This window comes from Winogradskyella undariae, from assembly GCF_013285155.1.
GTDB lineage: Bacteria > Bacteroidota > Bacteroidia > Flavobacteriales > Flavobacteriaceae > Winogradskyella > Winogradskyella undariae.
In genome coordinates this window covers 161910-178735 of sequence record NZ_JABTEL010000006.1, presented here as the reverse complement: position 1 = coordinate 178735, position 16826 = coordinate 161910, and the positions used below count along the sequence as shown (strand labels likewise).

19 protein-coding genes are annotated in these 16826 nt (G+C 31.9%); 7 read left to right on the top strand and 12 right to left on the bottom strand.

Annotated elements, in window-relative coordinates; translation table 11 throughout:
• Window positions 1-491: 491 nt before the first annotated feature.
• Window positions 492-923 carry a hypothetical protein gene (locus tag HSX10_RS10465; protein WP_173588166.1) on the top strand — a complete coding sequence of 144 codons (432 nt, stop codon included), beginning with the start codon at window positions 492-494 and terminating at the stop codon, window positions 921-923.
• A 259-nt stretch (window positions 924-1182) separates the two neighbouring features.
• On the opposite strand, the gene HSX10_RS10460 is transcribed toward HSX10_RS10465, so the two are convergent.
• Window positions 1183-1476: a GIY-YIG nuclease family protein gene (locus tag HSX10_RS10460; RefSeq protein ID WP_173588165.1), complete on the bottom strand. Its 294-nt coding sequence runs from the start codon at window positions 1474-1476 to the stop codon at window positions 1183-1185.
• A 335-nt stretch (window positions 1477-1811) separates the two neighbouring features.
• Here HSX10_RS10460 and HSX10_RS10455 point away from each other — a divergent pair, with 335 nt between their 5' ends.
• Both HSX10_RS10455 and HSX10_RS10450 read left to right on the top strand, forming a co-directional pair.
• A complete protein-coding gene (locus HSX10_RS10455) occupies window positions 1812-3719 on the top strand; it encodes a S9 family peptidase (RefSeq protein WP_173588164.1) in 1908 nt (635 codons plus the stop codon).
• A gap of 42 nt (window positions 3720-3761) precedes the next feature.
• Entirely contained in the window at window positions 3762-4169 is a 408-nt protein-coding gene (locus HSX10_RS10450; protein ID WP_173588163.1) for a hypothetical protein, read from the top strand.
• Between the two features lie 316 nt (window positions 4170-4485).
• Here HSX10_RS10450 and HSX10_RS10445 read toward each other — a convergent pair whose 3' ends face one another.
• The 4 genes from HSX10_RS10445 to HSX10_RS10430 form a co-directional block, all read right to left on the bottom strand.
• A complete protein-coding gene (locus HSX10_RS10445) occupies window positions 4486-4779 on the bottom strand; it encodes a GIY-YIG nuclease family protein (RefSeq protein WP_173588162.1) in 294 nt (97 codons plus the stop codon).
• A gap of 174 nt (window positions 4780-4953) precedes the next feature.
• A complete protein-coding gene (locus HSX10_RS10440) occupies window positions 4954-5247 on the bottom strand; it encodes a GIY-YIG nuclease family protein (RefSeq protein WP_173588161.1) in 294 nt (97 codons plus the stop codon).
• 379 nt (window positions 5248-5626) lie between these two features.
• Window positions 5627-6583: a lipid A deacylase LpxR family protein gene (locus tag HSX10_RS10435; protein ID WP_173588160.1), complete on the bottom strand. Its 957-nt coding sequence runs from the start codon at window positions 6581-6583 to the stop codon at window positions 5627-5629.
• A gap of 32 nt (window positions 6584-6615) precedes the next feature.
• The gene (locus HSX10_RS10430; protein WP_367651264.1) at window positions 6616-7131 is read right to left on the bottom strand and encodes a peptidoglycan DD-metalloendopeptidase family protein; all 516 of its coding nucleotides are present in this window, start codon (window positions 7129-7131) and stop codon (window positions 6616-6618) included.
• Between the two features lie 346 nt (window positions 7132-7477).
• Here HSX10_RS10430 and HSX10_RS10425 point away from each other — a divergent pair, with 346 nt between their 5' ends.
• The 4 genes from HSX10_RS10425 to HSX10_RS10410 all read left to right on the top strand — a co-directional run bounded on the left by HSX10_RS10425 (window position 7478) and on the right by HSX10_RS10410 (window position 11277).
• On the top strand, window positions 7478-8032 hold the full coding sequence (locus HSX10_RS10425; protein ID WP_173588159.1) for a DUF2911 domain-containing protein: 555 nt from the start codon (window positions 7478-7480) through the stop codon (window positions 8030-8032).
• A gap of 291 nt (window positions 8033-8323) precedes the next feature.
• Window positions 8324-9049 (top strand): glycosyltransferase, encoded by a 726-nt coding sequence (locus tag HSX10_RS10420; RefSeq protein ID WP_173588158.1) that lies wholly within the window; start codon window positions 8324-8326, stop codon window positions 9047-9049.
• A 1-nt stretch (window position 9050) separates the two neighbouring features.
• On the top strand, window positions 9051-9674 hold the full coding sequence (locus tag HSX10_RS10415) for a lipid-A-disaccharide synthase N-terminal domain-containing protein (RefSeq protein ID WP_173588157.1): 624 nt from the start codon (window positions 9051-9053) through the stop codon (window positions 9672-9674).
• Complete coding sequence (locus HSX10_RS10410; RefSeq protein WP_173588156.1) at window positions 9667-11277, top strand: ArnT family glycosyltransferase; 1611 nt, start codon at window positions 9667-9669, stop codon at window positions 11275-11277. Before HSX10_RS10415 ends, HSX10_RS10410 begins: the two co-directional genes overlap by 8 nt.
• Window positions 11278-11307: 30 nt before the next feature.
• Here the strand turns inward: HSX10_RS10410 and HSX10_RS10405 are convergent, their stop codons facing one another.
• The 7 genes from HSX10_RS10405 to HSX10_RS10375 all read right to left on the bottom strand — a co-directional run bounded on the left by HSX10_RS10405 (window position 11308) and on the right by HSX10_RS10375 (window position 16819).
• Window positions 11308-11874, bottom strand: coding sequence for a phosphatase PAP2 family protein (locus tag HSX10_RS10405; RefSeq protein ID WP_173588155.1), 567 nt, complete (start codon window positions 11872-11874; stop codon window positions 11308-11310).
• Window positions 11875-11876: 2 nt separating this feature from the next.
• Window positions 11877-12104, bottom strand: coding sequence for a DUF8828 family protein (locus HSX10_RS10400; RefSeq protein WP_173588154.1), 228 nt, complete (start codon window positions 12102-12104; stop codon window positions 11877-11879).
• Window positions 12105-12229: 125 nt separating this feature from the next.
• Complete coding sequence (locus tag HSX10_RS10395; RefSeq protein WP_173588153.1) at window positions 12230-13609, bottom strand: MATE family efflux transporter; 1380 nt, start codon at window positions 13607-13609, stop codon at window positions 12230-12232.
• A gap of 109 nt (window positions 13610-13718) precedes the next feature.
• Window positions 13719-14228: a DUF3124 domain-containing protein gene (locus HSX10_RS10390; protein ID WP_173588152.1), complete on the bottom strand. Its 510-nt coding sequence runs from the start codon at window positions 14226-14228 to the stop codon at window positions 13719-13721.
• Between the two features lie 156 nt (window positions 14229-14384).
• Complete coding sequence (locus HSX10_RS10385; RefSeq protein WP_173588151.1) at window positions 14385-14858, bottom strand: hypothetical protein; 474 nt, start codon at window positions 14856-14858, stop codon at window positions 14385-14387.
• 112 nt (window positions 14859-14970) lie between these two features.
• Window positions 14971-15345 carry a hypothetical protein gene (locus HSX10_RS10380; RefSeq protein ID WP_173588150.1) on the bottom strand — a complete coding sequence of 125 codons (375 nt, stop codon included), beginning with the start codon at window positions 15343-15345 and terminating at the stop codon, window positions 14971-14973.
• A gap of 1 nt (window position 15346) precedes the next feature.
• Window positions 15347-16819, bottom strand: a complete 1473-nt coding sequence (locus HSX10_RS10375) for a potassium/proton antiporter (protein ID WP_173588149.1) — start codon at window positions 16817-16819, stop codon at window positions 15347-15349.
• Window positions 16820-16826 lie beyond the last annotated feature (7 nt).

The following is a 16826-nucleotide window of genomic DNA, read 5'->3' as shown; positions in this document are numbered from 1 at the left end:
AAGACGCATAGCGTCACTTCGAGTGAAATCCTCTCTTCTGGATTTTGTATCGAGAAGTATTCAAAGTAACACAAGTTCTCGATACATTTCTCGCTTACTCAAAACACTCGAACTGACGGGAAAAATATAAAACGAACCTCAACGTCACTTCGAGTAAAATCCTCTCTTCTGGATTTTGTATCGAGTAGTATTCGTAATAACACAAGTTCTCGATACATTTCTCGCTTACTCAAAACACTCGAACTGACGGGAAGAATATAAAACAAACCTCAACGTCACTTCGAGTGAAATTCTCTTTTTAGGAATTTTGTATCGAGAAGCAATTACTTCTCTCTAATAAATCTACACCTTTAATAAAACTTACCGCCCTATTATGGATCAATATTTAAGATTATCAATCAAAACTAAATTCTCCAAGAATATTTAAAAATACAGCTTACCTTATAACTTTTGTTTTTAATTTCGTTATGTTAATATAACGAACAAAAAATATGATGGATATTTCAAATCAGGACGTTTCAGATTTCGAATTTACACTTTCTTTAGAGATTGCTGGAAACATAGTAGATGAAAGACATGACCTTACCATAGGTGCTCTCACAATGATAAAAAAGAAAAAAACTTATGTTATAGACTTCAATCAATCTTATACAACTTACATTGAAGCCAGAGATATTACTGTAATTGAATGCCATTGCCCACAGCAACATTTTGAAATATTGGAAGATGGCACAAGGTATAATGAGGATTTTCCTGATTGCAAATTTGACCTTTCTACTACAGAAATGCCTAATGCTGATAATGTTTTATGGCTAGATGGCGAACTGGATGCTGAGATTAAGAGTATGACTTTGACTGGAAAACTTAATGAAACGTATTCATTTTCATCCAACGTTATTGAATGGAGTTCCTATGAGTCTTAAAAAGACCACTTAGTTCTCGATACGTTTCTCGCTTACTCGAAACACTCGAACTGACGGAATAATACAAAACGAACCTCATACGTCACTTCGAGTGAAATCCCTTTTTTGGGATTTTGTATCGAGAAGTATTCGTAATAACAAGAGTTCTCGATACGTTTCTCGCTCACTCAAAACACTCGAACTGACGGAAAAACATAAAACAAACCACATACGTCACTTCGAGTGAAATCCCTTTTTTGGGATTTTGTATCGAGAAGCTTCATTTATCAAAATTCTTCTTTGCGAGGTTAGGTAACTTTTCAAAGTCACCACTGATCAAAGCTTCTTTTTTTACCCTTGACCATTTCTTTATTTGTTTTTCAGTTTGAATAGCTAAATTTATATCCGTAAACTCAGCATAATAAACTAAACTTAGAGGTCTTCTTTTATAAGTATAACTATCCTTGTGTTTCCCTGTTTTATGCTCCTCTACTCTTTTAGTTAGATTAGAAGTTATACCTGTGTAATAAGAATTATCTGAACATTTTAATACGTAAACATAGGACTGTTTCATGGTTACAAGATAATAAATTGCATTTAAAACCTAATAGACAGATATTTGATTAACAAAAGTTCTCGATACATTTCTCGCGCACTCGAAACACTCGAACTGACGGAAGCATATAAATTGAAGCTCAACGTTACTTTGAGTGAAATCTTCTTTTTGGGATTTTGTATTGAGAAGTATTCGTAACAACCAACGTTCTCGATACGTTTCTCGCTTACTCAAAACACTCGAACTGACTGGTGTTTATCACAAAGAAAATTCTTAAATTTACACTTCTAAATTCACAATAAAAATCAACGTTTTATAACCCAATAAAACAGACTACAATTAATACATTCATTATGAAAAATATAGTCCTAATTATAACCCTTATGTTAAGCAGCTCTTTAGTTACCGCACAAAAAACAATGACACCCGAATTATTATGGAAAGTAGAACGCTTAAGCGTTATGGGTCTCAACGAAGATGCTTCAACAATTTTTTTCGCTATAAAAACACCAAATATTGAAACAAATGGTTATGATTCAAAATACTATAAGATGTCTGTTGCTGGTGGTGACGCTACTGAAATAACAAAAGAAGAGGTTACAGTAATTGATAAAAATATATCTCCTGACGGTACGTATCAATTATTCAACAAAGAAGTCGCTATTGAAGCCATTAAAGGGAAAGATGTTTATAAAGATTTAGAAGCTGCTGAAGTTTATATTTTTTCTGATTTAGACATTCGTCATTGGGATACTTGGCAAGATGGTCATTTTAATCATTTATTCTATAAAAAAGTCGGAAACGACAATGAAACAGGAATAGATCTGATGCCAAATGAACCTTTCCATACGCCACAACGTCCTTTTGGTGGTGATGAAGATTACATTTGGTCACCTGATAGTAAAGACATTTACTATGTTAGCAAAAAACTAAAGGGTAAAGCTTATGCTACCAGCACTGACACAAATATTTTTAAATACAATTTAGAAAACAAAACGACTGAGAACATTACAGAAGCTAATAAAGGCTATGATACAACTCCGGCTTTTTCTTCAAAAGGTGCTTTAGCCTGGTTACAAATGAAAACCGATGGTTACGAAAGTGATAAAAATGATATTATCGTTTTAAACAACGGAATCAAACAAAATTTAACAGCAAACTGGGACGATGCTGTACGAAGTTTTCTTTGGAGTAATGACGGAAAAGATATCTTTTTCACAGCTCCTGTAGATGGAACAATTCAACTTTTTAAAGTGAATTACCCTGGTAAAAAACGAATTGCTCCTGTTGTGGAACAGCTTTCTAACGGACAATTTGATATCACTTCTATTGTTGCACAAAAGGATAAAACACTTTTGGTTACAAGAACAGATATGAATCATGCTGCTGATATTTTTAGTTTCGACTTAAAAACTAAAAAATTCAATCAACTCACAAACATCAATAGTGACTTATACGCTAGTGTAGATTTACCAAGCGTCGAAAAACGTTACGTTACAACTACTGATGGTAAACAAATGTTAGTTTGGGTTATTTTACCTCCAAACTTTGATGCTACTAAAAAATACCCAACCTTATTATATGCTCAAGGTGGACCACAATCTCCATTATCTCAATTTTATTCTTACCGTTGGAATTTCCAATTAATGGCATCTCAAGGTTATATCGTAGTTGCTCCAAACCGTCGTGGTATGCCTGGCCATGGTGTAAAATGGAATGAAGATATTAGTAAAGATTGGGGAGGACAAGTCATGGATGATTATTTATCTGTTATAGATGACATTGCCAAAGAACCTTACGTAGATAACGATAGATTAGGTGCTATTGGAGCAAGTTTTGGTGGTTATTCTGTTTTCTATTTAGCGGGAATTCATAACAATCGTTTTAAATCTTTTATTGCACATGATGGAGTTTTTGATACCAGAAGTATGTACGGAACTACCGAAGAATTATTCTTTGTAAATCATGATTTTGGAGGACCATATTGGGACAAAACCAATGAAGCTGCACAAAAAACATATAACGAGTTTAACCCTATTACTAAAGTCTCTGAATGGAATACACCAATTTTAATTATTCAAGGCGGAAAAGATTACCGTGTACCTATTGAACAAGGTTTAGGGGCTTACCAAGCTGCTCAATTATTAGGATTGAAAAGTAAATTATTATATTTTCCTGAGGAAAATCACTGGGTTTTAAAACCTCAAAATGCTTTAGTTTGGCAACGTGAATTTTTTAAATGGTTAAAGGAAACGTTATAATATTCTAAGTTTAAATTTATAATCATTAATAATTCAACCTAAATGATAAGAAATATTTTAGCTACAATTTTTGGCTTTATAATAGCATCATTAACTGTTTATAGTATTGAAAACCTCATCGGTCATAATTTATTTCCTCTCCCAATTGGTGCAGATCCTTTAAATATGGAATGGTTGAGTAATAACATGAATTTAATTCCTACAGGGATGAAAACCTGTGTTGTGATAGCTCATTTCACGGGTGTTATTATTGGAATGTTTGTGGCTGCTAAAATTTCTAAGCAAAGTATGGTACCAAGTTATATTGTTGGCGCCTTAATGCTTACTGCTACATTTTTTAATATTGTTATGTTACCTAAAGAACTTTGGTTTACACTTTCTGATGGTGGTTTTGCTATTCTTGGTTTTATTATAGGGAAGATTTTATCTGAAAGACAAATAAAAAAGTAAGTTGATACGTCACTTCAAGTGAAATCCTCTTTTCAGGATTTTGTATCGAGAAGTATTCTTTGTAATAAAGGTTCTCGATACGTTTATCGCGCACTCAAAACACTCGAACTGACGGAATAACACAAATCCAACCTCAACGTTGCTTTGAGTGAAATCCTCTTTTTGGGATTTTGCATCGAGAAGTATTCAAAGTAACTAACGTTCTCGATACGTTTCTCGCTTACTCAAAACACTCGAACTGACGGAAAAACATAAAACAAACCACATACGTCACTTCGAGTGAAATCCCTTTTTTGGGATTTTGTATCGAGAAGCTTCATTTATCAAAATTCTTCTTTGCGAGGTTAGGTAACTTTTCAAAGTCACCGCTAATCAAGGCTTCTTTTTTCACTCTAGACCATTTCTTTATTTGTTTTTCAGTTTGAATAGCCAAATTTATATCCGTAAACTCAGCATAATAAACTAAACTTAAAGGCCTTCTATTATAAGTATAACTGTTATTATGTTTCCCTGTTTTATGCTCCTCTATTCTTTTAGTTAAATTAGAAGTTATCCCTGTGTAATAAGAATTATCTGAACATTTTAATATGTAAACATAGGACTGTTTCATCATTACAAGATAACAAATAAAACATAATAACCTAATATACAGTTATTTAATCAACAAAAGTTCTCGATACGTTTCTCGCATACTCGAAACACTCGAACTGACGGAATAACACAAATCCAACCTCAACGTTGCTTTGAGTGAAATCCTCTTTTTGGGATTTTGCATCGAGAAGCTTCATTTATCAAAATTCTTCTTTTCAAGATTAGGTAACTTTTCAAAGTCACCGCTAATCAAGGCTTCTTTTTTCACTCTAGACCATTTCTTTATTTGTTTTTCAGTTTGAATAGCCAAATTTATATCCGTAAACTCAGCATAATAAACTAAACTTAAAGGCCTTCTAGTATAAGTATAACTGTTATTATGTTTCCCTGTTTTATGCTCCTCTATTCTTTTAGTTAAATTAGAAGTTATCCCTGTGTAATAAGAATTATCTGAACATTTTAATATGTAAACATAGGACTGTTTCATCATTACAAGATAACAAATAAAACATAACAACCTAATATACAGTTATTTAATCAACAAAAGTTCTCGATACGTTTCTCGCATACTCGAAACACTCGAACTGACGGAATAACACAAATCCAACCTCAACGTTGCTTTGAGTGAAATCCTCTTTTTGGGATTTTGTATTGAGAAGTATTCGTAACAACCAACGTTCTCGATACGTTTCTCGCTGACTCAAAACACTCGAACTGACGGAATAATATAAAACAAACCTCAACGTCACTTCGAGTGAAATCCTCTTTTTGGGATTTTGTATTGAGAAGTATTCGTAACAACCAACGTTCTCGATACGTTTCTCGCTTACTCAAAACACTCGAACTGACGTTAGACGTTATGTGATCTAAAATGTGAATCCGATTCTAATGCCTCCCCATTTTGCTGAAACCCCAGACTTAAATTCGCGTGTAATTGCTGATCGGGTATATTCAAAATACATGTTTTTTGTTTTTATAACGATACCATAATTATATTGTGCTGTAAAACGTTCCACTCCTTTTGATGAAATTGTATACGGATTATCTCTATTAAATAAGCCGCCTTGCAAAGTAGCATCATAACCAACAACAGTAATAATCGGTTGCGCATAAGCATAAATTTGAAATTTGTTTTTAGGTTTATCAGCTGTAAATTCTGAATTTAGAATTCCAAAGGTCGTATTAAAACCTAAAGATGTATTTGTAAATAAAGTCCCTAATTGTACTGAAGATTGCGCTTGTAAAGCAAACAAATGATTGTATTGATAAATTTGCTTTTCATAATTTATCTGATAATTAATGACCACATCATTTTGAATTTGGTTATCCCAACCACCAGGAACTTTATTCCCTGTTGCTTCATGAATGCCAACTTGCATTTCTTTCCCGAAAGCTCCAGGACCAATTAATCCTAAACTTAAAGACTGTGATATTCTTGTTTTACGAATGGTATCTGTGGCAATTGTAAATGACTTCAACATTATAGCTGTAGAAAAAGGACGATCTCCAAATTGAATAGCTTCACTTACATAATCATTCGGTGTAAAACCAATATGTTCTAAGGATAAACCATATTTGGTATGCGATGCTTTAGGTTTAATGAATAGATAATTTATCGGATTTTTTTCTAAACTAGGAGAAACTAATTCCAAATTATAACCCTGTGTATAGTTTTCGTCTGTAGCAGCAAAATAATCATTATCGTAGTGAAATCTAAAATAGGTTTCACTCTCTATATTTCGGTACGAAACTGAATTATCTATTTTCTGAGCCAACAAACTTATTGGTAACAAAAACAAAATACTAATAACAAATACTCTCATACAACACATACGAGAATATTAAAGCTTAGGTTTTACTTGTTCAATTTCAATAATAAATTAGGATCAGGACAATTCAATTTATAAAATTCTAAATCTATTTGATTAGAAACTCCTGGGTAATCACCTTTATAATCTTCAATATCTTTTATAATTTGAAAATGTAAATGTGGAGGATAGTCACCGTTAACCTCTGCTGTCCCTAAATTTGCGATCTGTTCTCCTTGCTTCACCTCTGCTCCAACTTTCAGGTTTTCAATTGATGCTAAACTTAAATGCCCATAAAGTGTGTAAAACTCAAAGTCTTCAATTTTATGTTTTAAAACTATAGTTGGACCATAATCTCCATAATTGGTATTATTTTTAAAACTATGAATAGTCCCTTCTAAAGGTGAAAATATCGCTGTATTTGCTTCAATCCAAAGATCTATACCAATGTGAATATTACGTTCTGTTTCTTTATTTAGTTGATTAAAATAATCACTACGTTGATAAATACCACGCTGTTCTAAATAACCACCAAAAGCCACTTTAGCATTATTTTCTTTCATGTAATTCCAGATATACGCTTCCAAATCTTTAGAAGACGAAACATTAACTTGTTTTAATTCGGAATTCTTAACCGATAAATCTAAAGAAGCATAAGCATTTTTAGTTACTGAAATATCAATTAAAGGATGTGATTTTAATGTCTCTAAAAAATATTGAAAAGAAGAAATTATACATTAATAAGGTTGAAAATTGAACCGTTATAAAAATAATAATTTCCGTTTTATAAGAAAAACTTAAAATTCAACGTTAACCAATCATAAAGTTAGGGATTTGAATTATCTTTAAATCTTGAATACTTATGTTTGTGTTATTATTTCAAATTAAAATTTATTAAGATTTATAATCATGCTGAAACGCCTCCTTATCATTTTGTTTATTTTAGCTTTAGGCTTACTTTCATATTCTGTTTTTGTAGAAAACATTTTCTCTCCACGTTTAAGTCCAAAGGATTCTGCAAAGATTTCATTAAACGATTTGGATATCACTGTAGAATACAACAGACCTTCTAAACGCGATCGTGAGGTTTTTGGAGCACTTGTTCCTTTTGATGAAGTTTGGAGAACAGGAGCCAACGAAGCAACGACTTTTGAAACCAATAAATCATTGATGATTGATGGTATTGAATTGAGAAAAGGAAAATATACCATTTGGACTGTGCCAATGAAAGATTCTTGGAAAGTCATGTTTAACTCTAAACAATACGAATGGGGTGTTAATGAAAAGATGGAACCTATGTGGGATCCTAATTACGATGCTTTAGAAATTATTGTTCCTGCACAACAACTCGATATTACAGTTGAACGTTTTACAATTGCATTTGATAATAAAACAGGGCATTTAAAATTAACGATGGCTTGGGATAATACATTCATTGAAGTCCCTATTGATATTGTTGAATAATTAAGCTTTAAATAAACTGAAGTCTTTTTAGTTATAGCTATTAGATTCAATTTATAATTCTTTTGGAAATAAAAAAACAGAGAGTTTCTCTGAATATATTGATGAGGAAAAAGATGTGATTAAGTATTCCATGAACTTGAAATACGAGAGAAATCGAACAAAATAAGAGTTGAAATGGAGAATACTAATTAATGTCTAGATTAAACCTCTCCACAACTATACATTAAACTACAAGACTTATGCCGTGACACAAAAAAACGATATTTTTGTGCCCATTAAGTAACAAAACGAATGACGTACCAATTTACCATTATAGTTCCGGTTTATAATGAAGAAGAGAACCTAGAACGTGTAGAAAAGGAACTTTCTAACTATCTTAAGATTGCAACTGTATCTACCGCTATCTTATTTGTGAACGATGGTTCTAGTGATAATAGCCAAGCTTTAATTGAAACTATTTGTAAACGTAATGAAGCGTTTGAATATATTTTATTTAAAGAAAACAGAGGCTTAAGTGCGGCTATTAAGGCTGGGTTTGATGCTGTAGATACTGAATTGGTAGGTTATATAGATTCTGATTTACAAACTGCTCCTGAAGATTTTAATATCCTTTTAGAACACATTGGTCAACACGAACTGGTTACAGGTGTACGCTCTAACCGAAAAGATTCTTTTGTAAAGAACATGTCATCTAAAATTGCCAACGGCATAAGACGTGCATTTACGCATGATGGCATGGATGATACCGGTTGCCCGCTTAAGGTAATTAAAACGGATTACGCCAAACGCATCCCAATGTTTAGAGGATCACACCGTTTTTTACCCGCAATGATTATGTTGCAAAATGGACGTGTAACGCAAATCACAGTACAACATTTCCCTAGAATGGCAGGAACTGCTAAATTTGGACTGTGGAACCGACTACTCGGTCCTTTAATGGATTGTTTTGCTTATTTATGGATGAAGAAAAAATATATCAATTACGATATTTTAAAATCTAGTAAAGAAAACGTATAATTTGAAAGACTGGTTTATTTACAGCATTGGTTTCTTAGCTCAGATCTTATTTTCTTCTCGGCTAATTATACAATGGATCACCTCAGAAAAGCAACGTAAAGTTATCACTCCAAATACCTTTTGGACCTTAAGCTTAATTGCCTCTTTCTTATTATTTATTTACGGTTATTTACGCTTAGACTTTGCCATTATGCTTGGTCAAAGTTTAACATATTATATATATATCCGAAATTTACAACTGCAAGGGCAATGGCAAAAATTCCCAAAAGTGATACAATATTTACTTTTTGCTGTTCCTATTTTAATTGTGCTTTTCTATTATAACAATAATAAAATTGATGTCGATTTATTATTTCAAAATGATGCTATACCAACTTGGTTATTGGCTTTAGGGATTGTAGCACAAATTGTTTTTACACTACGTTTTGTTTATCAATGGATTCATTCTGAACGTCACAAAGCCTCTAGTTTACCTTTAGGATTTTGGGTATTGAGTTTAATTGGTGCAGGTTTAATCTTAACTTATGCTATTATTAGAAAAGATCCTGTATTATTTGTTGGCCACTTATTTGGCTTAGTAATTTATGCCCGTAACGCTTATTTAATTAGACAAACCAATGATTAAGTTCATCGAAAAATATCCTATTCCTAGCCTTTTACTATTTGTTATCGTCATGCTTGGCTTTACCATTGACGCTATTCCTGTGACGATTATGGAAGCTCGAAATTTTATTTCAGCTAGAGAAATGCTTACGGATAACAATTGGGTTTTAACCACAATGAATGGCGTTGCACGTTATGAGAAACCACCTTTACCAACTTGGATTACGGCTGCTTTTGGATATCTTTTTAGTATTACATCTGTGTTAGCTTTACGTTGGCCTGCCCTTCTTTTTGTTGCGAGTATCGGAATTTCAATCTATTTATTGTCAAAAAAATTAAACTTAACACCATCGCATAGTTTAATTAATGGTTTTATTGCGTTAACCTCTTTTTACATCTTAGGAATTACTATTGAAGCTCCTTGGGATATATACACCCATGGTTTTATGCTTATGGCCTTATATCAGCTGTTTCTTATGTTTCAAACTAGTAAAACTGCTATTTTAAGAAGTTTACTTTTTGTACTATTCTTAGCTTGCTCTGTATTATCTAAAGGTCCCGTTTCATTATACGTTCTATTTTTACCTTTTATAATTGCTTACGGTATTGCATTTAAATTTAAAGGAGGAATTCTTCATTTTTTAAAACTTTTTAGTCTTTTAATTTTCGGATTGGTTTTAGGCGCTTGGTGGTATCTTCATGTTAGAATCGCAGATCCAGAAACTTTTAATGCCATTGCAGAGCGCGAAACTTCTAATTGGCACAGTTATAATGTAAGACCTTTTTACTATTACTGGAGCTTCTTTATACAAACAGGTTTATGGACTATCCCTGCTTTTATTAGTTTATTATATCCTTATTTAAAATCTAGAGTTAGTAATCTTAAAGCTTATAGATTTAGTTTCTTTTGGACCATTTTAGCTGTTATTTTACTCTCTGTTATTCCTGAAAAGAAATCCAGATACTTAATGCCTGTTCTTATTCCACTAGCTTTTAATATTGGATTTTATATTGAATATTTAGTCCGTGAATTCAAAAATTTGAAGTCGAAGAAAGAGACCTTCCCTGTTTATTTTCAGTTTGGGTTAATTGGTACTATAGCTATCCTATTCTGGGTTATTGGTTTTTCAATAAGTTCTTTTTTAACAGGAATTGTTCTTGTAAGGTTTATAATCTGTAGTCTCGTTTTGGCGCTTATTGGATTTTATCTTTTTAAAAGCTTAAAGGCTAAGAACATTAAATCGGCTTTCTATCTTGTAATAAGTTTTATGCTTTGCATTGGCTTTTTAGCTTTACCGCTAGCCAAGTTACAAGCACAACCCGATTACAAAACACTTTCGGAATTACCATCAGATGCCATTCCGCTTTACAGATTAGATGGTGTGTCACCTGAAGCGATCTATAATTATGGAGCTAAGATTCCGAGTATAAAAACGGATGAAGGTATCTTAATTCCTGAAGAAAAACAATTCAGACTCTTAACTACAACGGCTCAACCTGAAGACATAGAAGAACTTTCTAAACTTTATACTATTGAATTTAAAGCGACTTATGACTTTAATTTTTCTAGTGCAAATGAAAGATCTCGATTAGTGAATCAACTCTATTTATTGACCAGAAAATAAAAAGGTTTCAAAAAGCTTTTTCTAAAAAACTTAAGCTACATATCTTTTAAAAAGATAATTATAAAGTTTATAAAATCCAAACCCTGTAATCGTTCCAAAAGTTAGACCACAAAGGATATCTAAAGGATAGTGCACACCTACATAAATGCGACTGTAAGCCACAATTAAACTCCAAATAACAAGTAGATAGATTAAGTTTTTAAAGTAAGGTTTTAAAAGTAAACCTGTAAAAATAGCCACGGCCATAGAGTTAGAGGCATGACCAGAGAAAAAACCATATTTTCCACAACGAGGAGCAACAAAACGTGTTAAATCCATAATACCTTCTGCCCTACAAGGACGTGCTCTTTGAAAAGTATCTTTAAAAACATTGGTAATTTGATCTGTAAATGTAATCATTGCAGCAACAACAAAAACCAATAATAAAATCCCTTTCCAGCCATATTTCTTATAAATCAAGAAGAGTAATACAGCATATAACGGAATAGAACACAGTTTATTAGTAATCACTAACCATAATCCATCCCAAGATTCAGACCCCAAATTATTGAGATATAAAAACAGGCTTTTATCTAATTCTATAAGTTGCTCTAACATTATTAATCGTCGTATCTCGCTATTTCTCTATCGTAAAAATCAGTAGCTTCTTGAATATAATTTTCAGTTTCACTCTCTAATTCCTTTTCGTCGTGCTGATCAAATTCTTCAAACCATTCTACTTCATCATCTTCAAGATTAATGATAAAGCGCGGGAATTCTGTATGAATAATAAAAATTGCATTCGGATAATCTGTGTTATCACCTAATATGAATTTTGGTAGTTCCATGTAATAAATATAATATTTGAAGCCTGAGACTTGGTGTAAAATTTAACTTAAGTTGCAAATATATCGATTTTGCTTGAGCTGTTCGATTAATATTGAAATATCGAATAGGCTTATAAAATCAGAATTTAATTTGATGTTTTTACAATTAACTTTTTAGTCAGCAAATGAAATCTTATAAATAACATAATAGCCGCGACACTTAAACCTACAATAAGTCCAATCCATATACCAAGGCTGCCATAAGCCTCTTCTTTCCCTAAATAATAGGATATAGGAAAACCTATCACCCAATAAGATATAAAAGTAATTACAGTCGGTATTTTAACATCTTGTAGTCCTCTTAACGCTCCAAGTGCTATAACCTGAAGACTGTCTGTTATTTGAAAAACCGCTGCGGCTAGCAACAATGTCGCTGCAACTGTTACCACTTCTGTAGTATCTACGATATTAATAGGATCATCTAAATCTACATACATCGTTGGTAAGAACTTATGAAAAACAACAAATAATAATGCAAAAAGAACAGCAAAAATAAACCCAACCATAAATATCGATTCGGCAATACGTTTTAATGCCGAATAATCTTTTAATCCTTTTTGATTTCCAACTCTAATCATCGCTGCAACACTTAATCCTGTAGCAACCATAAAGGTCATTGAAGACAAGTTTAATGCAATTTGATTAGCGGCTTGTGCATTGGCTCCTAAAGTACCACTTAACCAAACGGCAGCTGTAAAAATACCAACTTCAAAAAACATCTGTAATGCACTAGGCAATCCCAAGTTGGTTAATTTTTTTATAGGTGCTTTACTTAAGTTGAAGAATTTTAGGTTGGTAACATACGCTTTAGATTTTTCTCGTTTTGCAAGTAACCACCATAAATAAGCAACCATAACAAAACGAGACACTAAAGTTCCAACGGCTGCACCAACAATCCCCATCTCAGGGAAACCAAACTTCCCAAAAATTAAAACATAGTTAATTGCTACATTAAGTAAATTGGCAACAATAGTAGCATACATAGGGTATTTGGTTAATGACAAACCATCACTAAATTGTTTAAATGCCTGAAAAACAATTAAAGGCACGAGAGAAAAAGCCACTAAGTCTAAATAAGGAATCGCCAGGTCGACAACCTCTTTTGGCTGATCCATAATGTACATTAAGGGCTTTGCAAATAGTAAGATTACAAACAATATTAATCCCAAAACGGTACATAAAAAAAGACCATGTTTAAATACAGATTTCCCCTTATCAAAATCATTTTCTGTATCAGCTTCAGCAACTAATGGCGTAATGGCAGTAGAAAAACCAATACCCAAAGACATCGCAATAAATATAAAACTATTCCCTAAGGATACTGCTGCTAATTCCGCAGCTCCCAACTGACCAACCATAACGTTGTCTACAAAACTCACAAAAGTATGACCAAGCATCCCTAACATTACAGGCGATGCAAGTCGTAAATTGTATCTAAATTCTTTAGTGTAATGACTTAAAACCATGACGCAAAAGTAATACTTCCTTTTAGTTTTAAGAATGAATTATTTCTTAAATAATTTGAATTTTAAGAATCTAAAAAACACTTAAAAAGTGACTAGAAATCAGCTTTAATTAATCGATTCTTTTTCCTTCCGTAAGAAATGATAAACCTTGTTGACCAGATGTAGACGTCATAATACCTTCAAAAATAGGTTCAGAACAATCTTTAGGTATTTGCCAATCGAAAATAAAATTACCCCCGGTACCACCTGCAATATCTATTTCATTGATTACAATATCTAAAGTTTCCATCGGTAATACATAAACAGGATTTTCAAAATACGTTTTTAACAAAACACCGTGCGTATCGTAATATTTAATATTTGATAAATAAATACTGTCTTTTTCACTTGTATTTCTAATACTAATCATTGCTGTAAGATTATACGTTTTATGCTGCGTATAACTATATATTTGAGAATAAACAGACAAATAGGATTTCCCTGACTCTAGAGAATCCGTGGGATTAATTGTAGTAATACGAGCTTTCCAATTAATTTTTTCATATTCCTCATTACTAGAAACTTCTTTACAAGAATAGAAACCACAAAGTACTAATACTAAAACTATTATTTTTTTCATAATAAAATAAGTTGATTTACGGTTCTTTACAAAAATAACAGATTAGAGTTAGTTTTAGAGATAAATTTCACAATCTTAAATAATAATTAAGTGCATAAGTAATGTCGCTATAACTGCCCACCCCTTATGCACTTTTTTAATATGAATTTTCTAATTTTAGTTCAATAAATCATGAATCAATTGATTCCATTTTTCTATGGATTGTATTTCACCACTAAATTGATAATTAACTTTTGCATTGTAAAATTCTAAGAAAACGTCTGGCTCTTGTTTCACATCAGAACTAAGTTTTAAGCTAAGACGGTCAATAACTTCACCTTTATTCGCAGATATTCTATTAACTCTACTAATCTCACAACTTTTAATAGTAGAAAGATCTACATACTGAGAAATAATCTCTTCTTTATTTTTTGACACAAAAGAAACTGCCTTTTTTGATTCATCTATACCTATGGCGTAAGCACCACAAATTTCGTGCTTTGTAATTTTAGCCTGATGTTTTTCTGCAACATTTTTAAGTACTTTTAATATTTCTTTTCCTTTTTTATTTCTGCTAATATTTGTTAATATAAAAGGTAATGTACAACATGCAACACCTATAACTCCAATAATAGTTATTCCTAAATTCATTTTTATGTTTTTTTAAATTTTTGATATAATGATTTGTTTATGAAGTGGAACACCACAACATATTAATAAGTTAATTTTGACTACTTAAACTGTAGTTTAAAAAAAACAAGGATTACCAAAAATTATGAAAAGGAAAAATAAGATCAGACTTCCGATGCCTAATCAAAAGGTTTTTGAAGTGATTTTCGTACTGTTTAAACTTAGCATTAAACAGTAATTTATTTAAAAATAAAACGATAATAAAATCGTCTAAAGACAAATCATCGTTAGATACAGAGCTTTCTAAAAAGTTAGATACTGAAATCTCAGATTGATCTGTATGAATAAAATGCGTTTTAGATGCTGTTGAAAAAGAATCTTCTTGTCCATTGTTTTGTACAAAAACCTGTGTATTAGAATTTGTTGCTGTTAATGCAGAAACACCAATACCAAAACAATAAATTGAAATGAATAATAATACCCTTAAGGTTTGCTCACCTTTTTTCATTCTAAACTATTTTATTTTGAGCAAGAGCTGCATTGACTTCATCTAAACTATCCTCTTTATCTAAAAGCAGTACAAGCGTATCATTTGCTTCAATAACTGTAGAACCACCTGGACGTACAAATTTATCCCCTCTTTTAATCATAACTATAAATACGGAAATAGGAAAATGTAAATCAATAATTCGTTTATCTACAGCAAAACTATTGGGCAAAATTGAAACTTCTTCCATAGCTGATTTAGGAAGGTTAAGAATATACCTTTCATTTTCTGCAATAGGTTTTACTTTTTCAGGCAAAGCCACTTTTAACCATTTGGCAAAAAGAGACAATGTAGTCCCTTGAATTAAAATTGACGTTACCGAGATAAAAAATACAATATTAAAAATCATATTCGCTTTATCAATCCCCGCTAATAACGGATAGGTTGCAAACACAATAGGAACTGCACCACGTAAACCCACCCATGAAATATAAAAACGTCTTTTTAATTTCATTTTGAAAAACATCAAACTTATAAGAACACTAACAGGTCGAGCCACAAGGATTAAAAACACAGAAATAAGTAACCCGATACCCATGTAAGGAATAATTTCGGATGGAAAAACAAGTAGACCGAGTGTGAGGAAAAGAACAATTTGCATTAACCAAGCCATACCATCAAACATCTTTAAAATGGTTGATTTATGTATTAAATCTTGATTACCTAAATAAACTGCACAAATATAAATTGCTAAAAATCCATTTCCACCTACTGCATCAGTCGCAGAGAACGTTATAAACATTAAGGCTATAACCAAAACAGGATAAAGTCCTTCAAAGTCTAACCTAATTCTATTAATAATAATTTTACTTAATTTACCAAAAGCAAATCCGGCAATACCACCTAAAATCATTTGTTGAAAGAACATAAAAATCATAGATAAAATACTTTCATCTTGATTAATGACTAAAGTTAAACAAGCTAATGTTAAGACATAAGCCATAGGGTCATTACTCCCGCTTTCAAGCTCTAATGTTGGTCTTAAATTTGTTTTTAATGCTAAATTCTTAGAACGTAAAATAGAGAATACGGCTGCTGCATCTGTAGAAGATACAATAGAACCTAAAAGCATACTTTCGTAGATTGTAAAATCGGTAACAAACCAAACAAAACCTCCCAATGTAGCTGCTGTAAGAAAAACGCCTAAGGTAGAAAGTACCAATCCTTCTTTTAAAATTGGTTTTATGGATTTAAAATTGGTATCAAGACCTCCAGAAAATAAAATAAAATTAAGAGAAACAATTCCTATAAACTGTGCTAGTTTAGGATCATCAAAACGAATACCACCAATACCATCAGAACCGGCTAACATACCGATTCCTAAGAATAAAATCAATGTAGGAACACCAAATTTATAAGATGTCTTACCTACTACAATACTTATAAAAAGTAATATAGAGCCGACTAATACTATGTTTTCTATGGTTAAATTCATTGTTTAT

Coding starts and splice junctions, on each gene's coding strand:
- HSX10_RS10465 (WP_173588166.1), top strand. CDS start 492: ATGATGGATATTTCAAATCAGGACGTTTCAGATTTCGAATTTACACTT.
- HSX10_RS10430 (WP_367651264.1), bottom strand. CDS start 7,131: ATGAAAGAAAATAATGCTAAAGTGGCTTTTGGTGGTTATTTAGAACAG.
- HSX10_RS10385 (WP_173588151.1), bottom strand. CDS start 14,858: ATGAATTTAGGAATAACTATTATTGGAGTTATAGGTGTTGCATGTTGT.
- HSX10_RS10400 (WP_173588154.1), bottom strand. CDS start 12,104: ATGGAACTACCAAAATTCATATTAGGTGATAACACAGATTATCCGAAT.
- HSX10_RS10440 (WP_173588161.1), bottom strand. CDS start 5,247: ATGAAACAGTCCTATGTTTACATATTAAAATGTTCAGATAATTCTTAT.
- HSX10_RS10460 (WP_173588165.1), bottom strand. CDS start 1,476: ATGAAACAGTCCTATGTTTACGTATTAAAATGTTCAGATAATTCTTAT.
- HSX10_RS10455 (WP_173588164.1), top strand. CDS start 1,812: ATGAAAAATATAGTCCTAATTATAACCCTTATGTTAAGCAGCTCTTTA.
- HSX10_RS10450 (WP_173588163.1), top strand. CDS start 3,762: ATGATAAGAAATATTTTAGCTACAATTTTTGGCTTTATAATAGCATCA.
- HSX10_RS10410 (WP_173588156.1), top strand. CDS start 9,667: ATGATTAAGTTCATCGAAAAATATCCTATTCCTAGCCTTTTACTATTT.
- HSX10_RS10445 (WP_173588162.1), bottom strand. CDS start 4,779: ATGAAACAGTCCTATGTTTACATATTAAAATGTTCAGATAATTCTTAT.
- HSX10_RS10375 (WP_173588149.1), bottom strand. CDS start 16,819: ATGAATTTAACCATAGAAAACATAGTATTAGTCGGCTCTATATTACTT.
- HSX10_RS10390 (WP_173588152.1), bottom strand. CDS start 14,228: ATGAAAAAAATAATAGTTTTAGTATTAGTACTTTGTGGTTTCTATTCT.
- HSX10_RS10425 (WP_173588159.1), top strand. CDS start 7,478: ATGCTGAAACGCCTCCTTATCATTTTGTTTATTTTAGCTTTAGGCTTA.
- HSX10_RS10380 (WP_173588150.1), bottom strand. CDS start 15,345: ATGAAAAAAGGTGAGCAAACCTTAAGGGTATTATTATTCATTTCAATT.
- HSX10_RS10395 (WP_173588153.1), bottom strand. CDS start 13,609: ATGGTTTTAAGTCATTACACTAAAGAATTTAGATACAATTTACGACTT.
- HSX10_RS10435 (WP_173588160.1), bottom strand. CDS start 6,583: ATGAGAGTATTTGTTATTAGTATTTTGTTTTTGTTACCAATAAGTTTG.
- HSX10_RS10420 (WP_173588158.1), top strand. CDS start 8,324: ATGACGTACCAATTTACCATTATAGTTCCGGTTTATAATGAAGAAGAG.
- HSX10_RS10405 (WP_173588155.1), bottom strand. CDS start 11,874: ATGTTAGAGCAACTTATAGAATTAGATAAAAGCCTGTTTTTATATCTC.